Genomic DNA, 12,937 nt, shown 5'->3' with positions numbered 1-12,937 from the left:
GGCCGGGAATCAAGGAACAGGGACTGGAATACGGCTTTACCGTTGCCTCTTACGATCGCACGAAGGATCTCATCATCGACCCCCTCCTTGCTTCCACTTTCCTGGGCGGAAGTAATGATGATTGTGGCTTTAGCATTGCCCTGGACTCAAACAGCAACGTCTTTATTACAGGGTATACAAATTCAACAGATTTTCCCACAACTGCGGAGTCTTATAATATAACCCACAATGGTGATGCCGATGTATTTATCTCTAAGTTCAATAATAATCTGACAAACCTTCTCGCAACCACATTCCTGGGAGGAAGCAATGATGATTGTGGCAATGCCATCGCCCTGGACTCAAACGGCAACGTCTTTATCACGGGGTATACGAAATCAACAGATTTTCCCACAACTGCGGAGTCTTATAATATAACCCACAATGGTGGTGCCGATATATTTATCTCTAAGTTCAACAATAATCTGACAAACCTTCTCACAACCACATTCCTGGGAGGAAGTGATAATGATCGTGGTAACGCCATCGCTTTGGACTCAAACGACAGTGTCTTTACGACGGGATATACATATTCAACAGACCTACCTACCACTACAGGGGCATATAATGTAATTCACAATGGTAGTTATTCCGATGTATTTATCTCAAAATTCAGCAACGATCTGACGAGCTTGCTTGCATCCACATTCCTGGGTGGAAGTGATGAAGACGGTGGCTTTGGTATTACCCTGGACTCAAGCGATAATGTTTTTGTTACAGGGTTGACGCCTTCGGCAGACCTGCCCACCACTACGGGGGCATATGATAAAACCCATAATGGAACTTTTGACGCGTTTGTCTCGAAGTTCGATAACGATCTGACAAGCTTACTTGCGTCCACATTCCTAGGGGGAAGTGATTGGGATTTTGGCTATGATATTATCCTGGACTCAAGCAACAACGTTTTTGTTACCGGGTGTACGTATTCATCCAATATGCCCACCATTACAGGAATATATGATGCAACCTTTAATGGCGGTTGCGATGTATTTGTCTCAAAGCTCAATAACGACTTGACAAGCTTGCTTGCATCCACATTTCTGGGTGGAAGTGATGACGATTACGGCCTTGGCATTGCCTTGGACTCTAGCAACAATGTCTTTGTTACAGGATATACGAATTCATCAAACTATCCTACCACTGCGGGAGCATATGATAGAACTTTTAATGGCACTTATGATGTATATGTTTCTAGGCTTAACAATAACCTGACGAGCCTACTTGCATCTACCTTTCTGAGTGGAAGTGATGACGATTACGGCTATGGTATTGCCTTGGACTCAAGCGACAGCGTCTTTGTTGTGGGATATGCATATTCAACAGACCTGACCACCACTGTAGGGGCATACGATATAACCTACAATGGAGAAGCAGATGTATTTGTCTCTAAATTCTACAATCTGTATATTGCGTCTCCTTGCGAAGCAAAAAAACTTGACGTAAAACCAAAATCTCTTAAGCTTTCACAGGGAGAGGATAGAGAAGAAACTATAACCTTAACCTGCAAAAAGGGATTACCATCTGTAAACCAAATAATAAAAGTTAAAATAGTGAGCGGTAAAAAACATGTGACTATTTCACCGGCAGAGGCGTACACAGACGAAAATGGCCAGGCAACGTTTACCATTACTGCTACAGAAAAGAAGGGCAATGCAGTAGTACGATTCAAGCATAAAAACCTGATAAACGACGCAACGGTAAAGGCTAGAAAACAATAACCATTGGGTTTTCTGAAAATTTCCAATCAAGATGGGATATTACATGCAGCGTAGGGACAAATTTAAAACATGCCCCCGCATCATTTATCTGATCGCAACATTATAATCTCTGGCAAACCGCCGCGCCAGATATTGGTGGATCTTGCAAGAAGGCACTTATAATATCTCATAACACGCAGCAAAGCCGCAATCAAATCCCCCCCTATCGTTCGACTGGGCACTCACAACGAAGCCAAGGGGGGAGAAGCGGGGTGTAAAAAAACGGGCAAAAAAAGAAAGATTTACACGGTAATACTATAATTGTTCAGCGTAGGGTATCTGGCATGCCTTTGATTTTGAACTATACTGGCCGGAAGCCTGCGCTGCCATCTTTTCCAGCTTGTTCTGGTCAGGATTATGAAGGGAGGTATACCTATGAATAGAGACTCACGGCGTATTCTCATCATTGGGGGTGTTGCGGCGGGGGCAACGTGCGCGGCACGTCTCAGAAGGCTTTGCGAACGCTGCACTATTGTGATATTCGATCGTGGCCCGTACGTGTCTTTTGCCAACTGCGGGCTGCCCTACCATGTTGGCAACATCATTGTTTCAGAAGAAAAGCTGCTGGTGGCGACACCGCAGCTTTTCAAGGATCGCTTCAATATCGAAGTGCATACGGAAACTGAAGTTGTTCGGGTCGATCGTGATAAAAAAGAGATCGAGTTGCGCGATATCAGGACGAATGAGACGCGTCGGGAATCCTATGATGGTTTGGTATTATCGACCGGTGCGAATGCTGTCCGTCCGCAAATTCCCGGCATCAATCTTCCCGGCATCTTTGTATTGCGTACCATTCCTGATAGCCGGAAGATTCGCAGTGCTGTGGGAAACGCCTCTCTTGCAGCAATCGTGGGTGGTGGTTTTATCGGGCTGGAAATGGCTGAAAATCTGACAAGGAGAGGCTTATCTGTCACCATTATCCAAAGAAGCGATCAAATCTTATCATCCCTTGATCCCGAGATGGCATTTTTTGTGGAAAAGCACTTGCAAGCAAACGGCGTGACGCTGCGTCTTGGAACCGGAGTGGAATCCTTCCATCTTGATGGCAGGTTATCCGTTAAAACAACTTCCGGAGATACCATTGACACGGACATGGTAATCCTTGCCATGGGTGTGCAGCCAGAATCATCGCTGGCAAGAAATGCAGGATTATCCCTTGGCGATCATGGGGGTATTCGGGTAGATGATCGCATGCAAACCAGCGACCCTTACATCTGGGCGGTAGGAGACGTAGCGGAGGTAAAAGATGTGGTCGCCGGCGGATGGCATTTGGCCTCTTTGGCAGGGCCCGCAAACCGGCAGGGGCGCATCGCTGCCGCTGCAATTCTTGATAAAATAATTGCAAAGACCCGCAATGAAACACGCGCCGTACGCTTTCGTGGCGTGCAAGGAACGGCGGTTTGCAGTGCTTTTGGTCTCACGGTGGCAATCACTGGCGCAAGCGAAAAGACATTAAAACGCTCGGGCATTAAAAACTATGAGAAAATATATTTGCATCCCGGTAGTCATGCGAGCTATTTCCCTGACGCAAAGCCAATCCATATCAAATTGCTCTTTGATACCGATACCGGCCGTGTTTTGGGGGCACAGGCAATCGGTGAATCAGGAGTTGCGCGACGTATTGATATAATCTCCATGGTTATTCAGATGGGGGGAACGGTTTATGATCTCGAGGAATCAGAGCTCTGTTATGCGCCACAGTTCGGCGCCGCAAAGGATCCCGTAAATCTGGCCGGAATGATTGCCGCAAACCATTTACGGGGCGATCTGCCCCTGGCGAAATGGGAGGAACTGAAAGACACACAAGCACAAATTGTTGATGTTCGAAGTAAAGCCGAGTATGAGAGAGGACATATCCCAGGCGCTAAAAATATTCCCCTGGAAGGTCTTCGCGACCGTATTGGGGATCTGTCAAAGGGCAAGGAAATCTGGTTAGTTTGCGGGGTCGGCCAACGGGCCTATTATGCGACGCGTATTCTGTTGCAAAACGGATTTAGCGTAAAAGACCTTTCCGGTGGAATGCAAACCTATAATACCCTTAAACCGAAACTCAACCTTAAAACTTCGTAACCTTTGTTCTTTGGATACAACCAAACAGGCAGCATTTTATTCGGCATAAAACGTGTTCCTGCACTGTTGCCGGAAAATTTTTGCCCGGTTACTTCCTTAAGTTTTTGCCGGAGTTGGTTCTTCGAGTCCCAGAAGCTTAAGATACTGGCTGAAGTCTGCGGGAAGAGGCGCTGTGACTGACACCATCTTTCCGGTATAGGGATGCACAAAAGACAGTTGATATGCATGAAGCATCTGTCGTGGGACTTGCCTCATAAGCTGATGCTCTATTGGATTGCGATCGTATTCCATCTCTCCAATTACGGGGTACCCTGCCGAGGCAAGATGGATTCTGATCTGGTGTGTCCTGCCGGTCTCAATAATCACTTCCAGATCAGAGATTCCGGCGCCTCTCTTCAGGAGCCTCACTTGGGTCACAGCTCTCTGCCCCTGTATTGAGGTGTCTAAAGAAAAGGTATGTTTCCTGACACTACCCCTTACGATAACCCTGTAGACTTTTTTTATAAGGTTTTTTTTAAACAAATTCTTCATTTGTTCAAAGGCATCCTTATTCATGGCAAAGATAATTGCACCGGAGGTATCTTTATCCAGCCGATGGACGGCCTGAATATGATTGTCCTGAAAATAGATCCTCAGCTCGCTTTCAAGGCTTTCATGGCCATTTGTTACAATATGGGCAGGCTTTGAAACAACCAGATAATGGATGTCCTGAAACAGGATGGCATTCTTTTGAACTGCTGGTGATCTTATCGTTTCCGTATGAATCTCTACGGAGTCTCCTTTTTGTAACCGGTAGGAGGCGATCCAGGTACGCTTTTTGTTTACAAAAATGCGCCGTTTGTCGAGGAGTTGTTTTGCCTTTTTTTTTGACAGAGACAGTTTTCTGGCAATGAAATTCAAAAGGGTGTGCTCGCTGTCTTCAGGGGTAAGTATGAACCTCTGCATGTAAAAACGAAAATCTGTAGACTTATCGGGACGGCCTTTACTGTGACTGATTTTTACAGAAAATAAAAAACTGGCTCCCCCGGTAGGATTCGAACCTACAACCAACCGGTTAACAGCCGGCTACTCTACCATTGAGCTACAGGGGAACCTTGTATTTTCTCTAAAATTATTGCAAATAAGCAATCAGTCTGGACAATTCTTTTTTCATGTCCTGACGATTGACAATCATATCTACGAAGCCGTGCTCCAATAAAAATTCAGCCGTCTGAAAACCTTTCGGAAGGGCACGCCTGATCGTTTCCTGAATAACCCTGGGACCGGCAAAACCGATCAATGCCTTTGGTTCTGCTATTGTGATATCAGCCAGGGATGCGAAGCTGGCCATAACACCACCCAGAGACGGGTCAGTGAGTATTGATATATACAACCCGCCAGCGCCCTGAAACCTGGCAATTGCAGCGCTGGTTTTTGCCATTTGCATAAGAGAAAACACCCCCTCCTGCATTCTGGCACCACCACCAGAGCCTGAGACAAGAATAAGCGGCAACCGGAGTTCCATGGCTTTTTCAGTTACACGGGCTATTTTTTCTCCCACAACGGAACCCATGCTTCCCATGATGAAGCTCGGATCAGTAATTCCGATCATTACCTCGCTGCCATTGATCTTCGCTTTTCCTACAATTACAGCCTCTTTCAGACCCGATTTTTGCTGTTCTTCGGTGACTCTTTCAGGATACGTTACCCTGTCTTTAAAGTTTAGCGGATCGCATGGCACCATATTTGGCCACATTTCTTCAAAACTGTTTTCGTCCACTAAGATCTTTACTCTGTCCCTGCTGAATATTCGAAAATGATAGTTGCATTCAGGGCAGACGAACATGCCATCTTCAACGGTTTTTTTAAATAGCATACTGCTGCAACCATCACATCGTACCCACAAACCATCGGGCATATTCCTCTTTTTTCTGAAAAACACCATATGGAAGCGTCTCGTCTGTTATAAATGTATTTTAGAATCCGGAAAGAACAGTTACTCTATCAGGAAGCATTCCTGATGCTGCGAAAAAATTTCTTTTTATATGCCATCGTATTACGTTAACGCCGTCAACACACACCTATTTTTCTGAAACTCTGACACGATGAAATATATTGCATTAGTTTATAAGCTTTTCACAAAAAAACAAGTTGTTTTTTCTGAGGCACGGCTTCATAAAGAAGCGCAGCATTCATATACGGATACAAAACCGATACGATTTCTTTCTGACCGCATTCTATTTCATCTCTTGTTCGCTATTTGCCTGAGAACTTTAATTGCGTCCTGAGGGTCATTTGCCTTAAAAATTGCAGAGGCGGCAACGATCACATTTGCACCCTGCCGGGCAGCCTGAGAAACGGTTTCTGTTGTTATGCCACCATCCACTCCGATATCCATTCCATCTGGCGCTATACTGCGCAGCCGCGCAATCTTAGGCAACGCCTTGGGGATGAACTGTTGTCCGGCAAAGCCAGGATTTACGGACATAACGAGCACCATATCAAGGGCACCTAAAAGGTCTTCAATCGTCCCGGTTGGTGTATCAGGATTCAGCGATACGCCAGCTCTTAATCCTGCTTTTTTAATCAACGCAATAATCTCTTTGGGTTTATCTGTCGTCTCTATATGAAAGATTATCAAATCGCCAGCCCTTGCTGATGCAGCAAAAGCATTCACATAGCGTTCAGGGCATTCAATCATCAGATGAAATTCCAAAGGTACGTGTGCAACGCGACGAATCCCCTCAGTAATAAAAGGACCCATAGTAATGTTAGGGACAAAATGACCGTCCATCACGTCGATATGGATTAAATCAATACCCGCCTGTTCTACCTTTTTGATCTCCTCTTCTAGTCGAACAGGGTTAGCGCCAAGAATTGACGCAGCGATTTTAATCATTGGTTGCATATGCTCTCTTGATTTCGTCTTTTCAAAAAAACTACATCATTTGCTGTGTTTCTGTTTTCACCTGCTCCGATTATAGTCAGGATGACGAAGACGAGGAGTTCCTTGGGTTCTTTCTCCGGTCTGATAAGGATGCGATTCCGGGGAGTTCTCCTCCCTCTAACAATTTCAGAAAGGCGCCTCCGCCCGTAGAAATAAATGACACTTCATGGGTTTTTCCTGATTTATGAAATGCCATATCCGTATCGCCGCCACCTACAATTGTTGAGGCATGAGAACTTGTTACTGCGTCCACCATGGCATAGGTTCCGCGGCTGAAGGCATCAAATTCAAATGCGCCCATGGGGCCGTTCCAGACAATCGTCTTTGCATCCTGGAGAGCTTCAATGAATAACTTCGTCGTGGCAGGGCCAATATCGAGGGCGATCCATTTATCCGGAATTTCCTGATAGGGAACAACCTTTGTTTCTGCCTGCCCGCTAAAATGCTCTGCAACAACAAAGTCTACCGGCAAATACAGCTTGGTGCCATTCTTTCTGGAAATATCCATTAGATTTTTTACCACATCAAGCATACTATCCTCAACCAAGGATTTTCCAACGCAAAACCCCTGGGCCTTGAGGAAAGTGAAAGCCATTGCACCCCCGATGAGAACTTTATCCATTTTTTTGGATAGATTTTCAATGATCTTTATCTTGTCAGAAACCTTAGCGCCGCCTAACAGCGCTACAACCGGCCGCATGGGGTTATTAACGGCCTTCTCAAAATAGTCCATCTCTTTTTTGAGAAGAAACCCGGCTGCTGAGGGCACATAATCATCAACACCAATCATTGATGCATGCTTCCGGTGGCAGTTCCCAAAGGCATCCTGAATAAATACCTCACACAGGCTGGCCAACTCTTTAGCGAATGACGGGTCATTCTTTTCTTCACCGGGATGAAACCTTAAATTTTCGAGCACCATCACATCGCCGTAGTGCATTTCTTCGATTTGTTTTTTTATCGTTGGGCCGATACAATCCTCTGCCATGATTACCTTAACCTTCTCGCCGAGAAAGCGTTGCAGACGCCTCGCTGCAGGTTTAAGGCTGTATTTGGGGGTAACTTTACCTTCCGGCCTGCCCAGATGCGAAGCAATAATCACCTTTGCCTCTTCATCTAACAAATAGTTAATTGTTGGCAAGGTTGCCCTTATCCTGGTGTCGTCCGTAATATTTCCTTCTTCGTCTAAAGGCACATTATAGTCCGTTCGGACCATTACCCTTTTTCTTCGCACCTCGATGTCTTTAATGAATAATTTATACATAAAATTAGGCTTTCGAAGTTTTGATTGAGGTCATAACATAGGGACGATGCCTTTGCCGACATGAAAACTTGGATGTACCCTATATTCATGAATAGCAAATGCATCGTCCCTGCAACTTCTGATTGATGATTTTTATCAATCCTATTGACGGGCGATTAACTCTACGAGGTCTACCATACGATTTGAAAATCCCCATTCATTGTCATACCACGACACCACCTTTATCATACGTTTATCAATTACATACGTGAGCGCAGAGTCAAAGATGCTTGAATGAGTATTCCCGATAATATCTGAAGAGACGATAGGGTCTTCGCAGTATTCCAGAACACCTTTCAATTCTCCTCCGGCGGCCTTTTTCATGGCAGCATTAATGGTTTCTACGGTAACATCCTTTGAAACAAGTGCAACTAAATCTGTCACCGAACCGTTAACAACAGGCACACGCATGGCGAGACCATCTAATTTTCCTTTCAGCGACGGAATTACCTCACCAATGGCCCTGGCTGCCCCGGTTGTTGTTGGAATAATATTTACCGCAGCCGCCCTTGCCCTCCTGAGATCTTTATGAATAAGGTCGCTGATACGCTGGTCATTCGTATATGCGTGAATTGTGGTCATGAGCCCCTTTTCGATACCGAAATTGTCGTTTATTACCTTCGCTATAGGCGCCAGACAATTTGTTGTGCATGATGCATTGGACAAGATCCTGTGCTCTGGTTTCAAATCCTGAGTATTAACCCCGACAACGATCGTTGCGTCAACTTTGTCTTTTGCAGGCGCAGAAAGAATCACCTTCCTGGCGCCAGCATCCAGGTGCTTAGCACAATCTGCCCGGGAAGTGAATATTCCGGTTGATTCAATTACGATGTCTACCCCAAGGGTTTTCCATGGCAGCTTTGTGGGGTCCTTTTCCATAAGCAATTTAACTTCCTTGCCATTTACGAGCAACGACTTTTCTTTTGCCTCAATGCTTCCATTAAATCTGCCGTGTACCGAATCATACTTCAACAATATCGCCAGCGATTTTGAGTCGGCAAGATCGTTAATAGCCAAAACGTCAATCCCCTTTCGCTGCGCAATTACACGAAAGACATTCCTCCCGATTCTCCCAAAACCATTTATACCAACTGTAATAGCCATAGATTATGTATCCTTTTATTTCTCTTTATTAAAAGGAGATAAACCGGTGCCAGGTTAAGCACCTATGATCGAAAAATGAAAAACAAAAGAAATTCCATCTTAGCAACCAGATATAATTTGTCAAGTAATTTCATAGGAAGCGCTTTAACCATCTTGAATTATATGCTGATTGTCTGAAATGCACACGGCCGAAAGCTGGTCATAAAAATTAGAGAAAATCGATATCACGCTTCAGGTTGCAGCGTTTCCATGGAAACGCTACTTATGAACCGTTATTGTATGAACGCTCATATTCCCCGCTACATCGTATGCCTTTGCCGTTATGTTATGTGCCCCTTTGCCGATTTTTCGCGTTTTCCATACATAGGAAAGGGTGTCCTGATTCGTCACTGTCGACTCGAGCATATTGTCAAGGTACAATTCAATTTTGCTAACGGCAACGTTGTCAGTGGCGGTTACACGTATTTTCTTTGAGTTTACCACATAGCTGTTGTTTGCCGGGGATGTTATTGTAACGACAGGAGGGATCGCATCCTTTGGGTTGTTCACAATTGTTATCGTAACAGGAGCTGATACACCCATGTTTTGTGAAAAATCATAGGCGCGCGCCTCAAGAGAGTACGTCCCGTCAGGATATTTTGCCGTATCCCATACAAAATCAAACGGAGCAGCGGTAATTTCTGCATACCGAGTTCCTTCAATATACAATTCAACCTTTGAGACGCCAATATCGTCCGTAACAGAAATACCGACCGTTGTTGTGCCGCTTACCACAGCATGATCGATGGGGTAGAGTATGGAAAGAAGAGGCGCCGTAGTATCTACGGGATTGCTTACGGAAACCACAATCTCCTCTGATTTCCCCATGTTTTCCGAAGAATCATAGGCACGCGCCTCAAGGGAATATATCCCATCAGGATAACTCTTGGTATCCCAGGAAAAGTCAAACGGCTCCGTAGTGCCGGTTGCGTACAGAGCTCCATTAATAAATAATTCTACTTTGGAAATCCCGGCATTATCCGTGGCAGAAACATGGACTACGGTTGTATTGTTCACCTCTGTATTATACAAAGGCGATGATATTGATACCGCCGGAAGTGCAGAAATACGTTGTGGCAGGGTATTTTTTGCGGCAACAACGCTTTTGTATACATTTATTCTCCCGTATCCATAATAGATATCAAACCCGGGACTCCCGAGATCGTCTGCATTACCCGTCATAATTGCTACTACCTGCGAATTGGTAAGTGCGGGGTTAACAGAGAGGATAAGGGCGGCAAGTCCTGCAGTGATCGGCGAGGAAAAAGACGTTCCGCTTCCGGTACCGTAACCACCGCCGTTGGTTGTTGTCTTGATTGATACCCCGGGAGCCGCCACATCAATCCAATTGCCGTAGTTTGAAAAACTCGCAATCGCATCGCTGGAAGTCGTGGCGGAAACGGCGACAACATTATTGCACGCGGCAGGATAATAGGGGGTGCTGGTAGAATTATTTGCTGCGGCAGCGATGACAACTACCCCTTTATTCCAGGCATAGTTAACCGCATTCTGGAGGGTTGTGGAACTGCTCGATCCGGCAATGCTTATATTTATTACCTTTGCTCCATGGTCTGCCGCGTAGATAATTCCCTTTGCTATGGTTGAATAATAAGCAAAGCCGTTTGAATCCAGCACGACCACGGGCATGACAGGATTATTCCAGGCAACTCCGGCAACCCCGATAGCATTATTCGATAACGCGGCGGCACATCCGGCTACTGCTGTGCCATGCCCCCGGACATCGGCGGTATTGGTGGTATTATTGAGAAAGTTATATCCGGGCAAAAGTTTAGCTGAAAGATCGGGATGTGAAGGATCTACACCGGAATCAATAATTGCAATCGTAACGCCGTTCGAACCCGTGGTTATATCCCATCCAGCAGGTGACGATATTTTTGGATGATGCCATTGAGCGGATGCATAGTAGGTATCATTAGGAATAACAACCTCTTCGGCCTGATAATTAAACTCGGCATACTCAATATCAGGATTGTGCGAGAGGGCGCTTTTTACCAGGTCAAGCGCTTTTTCCGGCACCTTGATATGCTTGACTCCAATCCGCGGGATTTCTCCGACGATGCTTACATGATTTTCTGCAAACATCTTCTCGAGCGCCTTTTTGGCAACCCCAGCCTTCGGCTTAACCAGGAGTTCTCCCGCCACACGATCGCTGCCAAAGCCGGCGCCAGATGTTGCAATACTTAAAACCCCGGCAACAAAAAAACCCGTAAAATACCGAAATACAACTTTTTCTACCTTTCCCATAAGTCACCTCTGATAAATAAGTTATTCTGAATTTTTGTCCAAGAGCAAATAGCCGCAAGAGATAAGCCGGGCATTTTCGCTACTTCGGACGACAATGAGTGCGCCTAGAAACAAGCCAGAGGGGTGGGCTATTGTTTCTTCGGCAACCCGGCTATCCTGAATATTCAGGACCCGTGGCTTTGCGTCCCCCGGTTACCCGGGGTTTGCCATTTTTCGAAAACAAAAGAGTTGTATGATGCTCTTAATCTGGCATGTATAATCGGCAGAAGAAGATAAAATTTAAATATTAGTAACATTTTAGTTAAAAAAGGGGGCGTCGATCGTTCGGCTAAACTTACGACGAAGCCCCTTCTGGCCGGCCTCTGCCAGAGGATATACTTCGGGGTGGAGAGACCCCGGCGCTATCTATAATTTAGTTCGCCTAAATCCTGCAACGGGACAATGCCTTGTTGCAGAAACAGGCTGAAAACAATAAAATTTACAAGGGTTTCAAGCTATGTCTTCGATTGCCGGGCGGCACGGACAAACTTGTTTGCCCGTGGGATAGATCCCAAATCCGTGCGCATATTCAAACAACACGGACAAACAAGTTTGTCCGTGCCACCCTATGACCCGCTTAAATAAAATGAAAATTCTTATACAATCAAGGTATTTTAAGAACAAAAGCCACGAAAAGGCGGTCCACCCGTTCGATTGAAGAATATGGCACAAAAGGGAAAAATAGCAACCGAAAAAAGACAAAGATGAGAGGGAAGGGTTTAATCGCACATACAGGGCGGTTGCCAGCACCGCCTTTATAAAGAAGTTATTGTTCAGACAGTGAGTCCAATGATTTTTGCATAGCAAAGGCGCTTACAGAAAGAAGGTTTTCGCTACGCTAAAATCATTTGCACAATTTATATTGCATGTTAATTGCAGAGAAAGATACGAATTTTTCAAAAGACCCATGGTTACGAACTTTTTGACTAAGAAACGTTCAGCAAAACCGTGTTTTGATTCGTTGCAATTTTGACGCAATACCGCTGGATGCGGGGGAGATGCCTGAATCATAGCCCCGGTGACTTACAAAGAGACATTTTTGTGACCAATACCTATCCCCTTCCCTCGCCTGGAATGTCCTGCTGGCTTACTGACCGTATGGGATTTCGTCGTGAACTCAGCCGAACGATCGGCGCCGCCTCTTTCAAACAACTACATTACGTACGGTTTCCGCGCTTGTCAGACAAAACTTCTGCAAGAACATTGACAGCGCAGGGCAATCCTTCTATAATAGCGCCGGGCTTTGTGTTTTGTCTGTCCGTCAGGCAAGGATTACAATTTTCTTAACCAACTAGTTTTTTGAGAAATTTGCACCTTTTTCGTAACTATTCAGCGAAACGGATGGTGAGAGAGAATAATTTCTCAGAATAGTTAGGAGCCGATAGGGAAAACGGG

Annotated in this window: 9 protein-coding genes, 1 tRNA gene and 1 riboswitch; of the genes, 3 read left to right on the top strand and 7 right to left on the bottom strand. The window is 45.3% G+C overall.

Features of this window, described 5'->3' with window-relative positions:
• Both BIY37_RS03795 and BIY37_RS03790 read left to right on the top strand, forming a co-directional pair.
• A partial coding sequence (locus BIY37_RS03795) for an SBBP repeat-containing protein (RefSeq protein WP_179129274.1) occupies positions 1-1,757 on the top strand: 1,757 nt, incomplete at its 5' end.
• A gap of 414 nt (positions 1,758-2,171) precedes the next feature.
• Positions 2,172-3,866, top strand: coding sequence for an FAD-dependent oxidoreductase (locus BIY37_RS03790; RefSeq protein ID WP_070066511.1), 1,695 nt, complete (start codon positions 2,172-2,174; stop codon positions 3,864-3,866).
• Between the two features lie 96 nt (positions 3,867-3,962).
• Here the strand turns inward: BIY37_RS03790 and BIY37_RS03785 are convergent, their stop codons facing one another.
• The 7 genes from BIY37_RS03785 to BIY37_RS03755 all read right to left on the bottom strand — a co-directional run bounded on the left by BIY37_RS03785 (position 3,963) and on the right by BIY37_RS03755 (position 11,503).
• Positions 3,963-4,811: an RluA family pseudouridine synthase gene (locus BIY37_RS03785; protein ID WP_070066510.1), complete on the bottom strand. Its 849-nt coding sequence runs from the start codon at positions 4,809-4,811 to the stop codon at positions 3,963-3,965.
• A 71-nt stretch (positions 4,812-4,882) separates the two neighbouring features.
• A tRNA-Asn gene (locus BIY37_RS03780) sits at positions 4,883-4,957 on the bottom strand.
• A 20-nt stretch (positions 4,958-4,977) separates the two neighbouring features.
• Positions 4,978-5,763 (bottom strand): acetyl-CoA carboxylase, carboxyltransferase subunit beta, encoded by a 786-nt coding sequence (gene accD, locus BIY37_RS03775; protein ID WP_201789382.1) that lies wholly within the window; start codon positions 5,761-5,763, stop codon positions 4,978-4,980.
• 324 nt (positions 5,764-6,087) lie between these two features.
• Complete coding sequence (gene rpe / locus BIY37_RS03770; protein WP_070066512.1) at positions 6,088-6,744, bottom strand: ribulose-phosphate 3-epimerase; 657 nt, start codon at positions 6,742-6,744, stop codon at positions 6,088-6,090.
• An 85-nt stretch (positions 6,745-6,829) separates the two neighbouring features.
• Positions 6,830-8,056 (bottom strand): phosphoglycerate kinase, encoded by a 1,227-nt coding sequence (locus tag BIY37_RS03765; RefSeq protein WP_070066508.1) that lies wholly within the window; start codon positions 8,054-8,056, stop codon positions 6,830-6,832.
• Between the two features lie 141 nt (positions 8,057-8,197).
• A complete protein-coding gene (gene gap, locus BIY37_RS03760; RefSeq protein ID WP_070066507.1) occupies positions 8,198-9,199 on the bottom strand; it encodes a type I glyceraldehyde-3-phosphate dehydrogenase in 1,002 nt (333 codons plus the stop codon).
• A gap of 258 nt (positions 9,200-9,457) precedes the next feature.
• On the bottom strand, positions 9,458-11,503 hold the full coding sequence (locus BIY37_RS03755) for a S8 family serine peptidase (RefSeq protein ID WP_070066506.1): 2,046 nt from the start codon (positions 11,501-11,503) through the stop codon (positions 9,458-9,460).
• Between the two features lie 138 nt (positions 11,504-11,641).
• A riboswitch (cyclic di-GMP riboswitch) is annotated at positions 11,642-11,721 on the bottom strand.
• An 862-nt stretch (positions 11,722-12,583) separates the two neighbouring features.
• Here BIY37_RS03755 and BIY37_RS13085 point away from each other — a divergent pair.
• Positions 12,584-12,829 carry a hypothetical protein gene (locus tag BIY37_RS13085; protein ID WP_143299157.1) on the top strand — a complete coding sequence of 82 codons (246 nt, stop codon included), beginning with the start codon at positions 12,584-12,586 and terminating at the stop codon, positions 12,827-12,829.
• Positions 12,830-12,937: the final 108 nt, after the last annotated feature.

It is taken from the genome of Candidatus Brocadia sapporoensis (genome assembly GCF_001753675.2).
Classification (GTDB): domain Bacteria; phylum Planctomycetota; class Brocadiia; order Brocadiales; family Brocadiaceae; genus Brocadia; species Brocadia sapporoensis.
This window is presented reverse-complemented; position numbering and strand designations above follow the sequence as displayed.

Bases quoted from the DNA above. Each gene is read 5' to 3' on its own strand.
- BIY37_RS03790 (WP_070066511.1), top strand. From the start codon at position 2,172: ATGAATAGAGACTCACGGCGTATTCTCATCATTGGGGGTGTTGCGGCG.
- BIY37_RS03785 (WP_070066510.1), bottom strand. From the start codon at position 4,811: ATGCAGAGGTTCATACTTACCCCTGAAGACAGCGAGCACACCCTTTTG.
- accD (WP_201789382.1), bottom strand. From the start codon at position 5,763: ATGCCCGATGGTTTGTGGGTACGATGTGATGGTTGCAGCAGTATGCTA.
- rpe (WP_070066512.1), bottom strand. From the start codon at position 6,744: ATGATTAAAATCGCTGCGTCAATTCTTGGCGCTAACCCTGTTCGACTA.
- BIY37_RS03765 (WP_070066508.1), bottom strand. From the start codon at position 8,056: ATGTATAAATTATTCATTAAAGACATCGAGGTGCGAAGAAAAAGGGTA.
- gap (WP_070066507.1), bottom strand. From the start codon at position 9,199: ATGGCTATTACAGTTGGTATAAATGGTTTTGGGAGAATCGGGAGGAAT.
- BIY37_RS03755 (WP_070066506.1), bottom strand. From the start codon at position 11,503: ATGGGAAAGGTAGAAAAAGTTGTATTTCGGTATTTTACGGGTTTTTTT.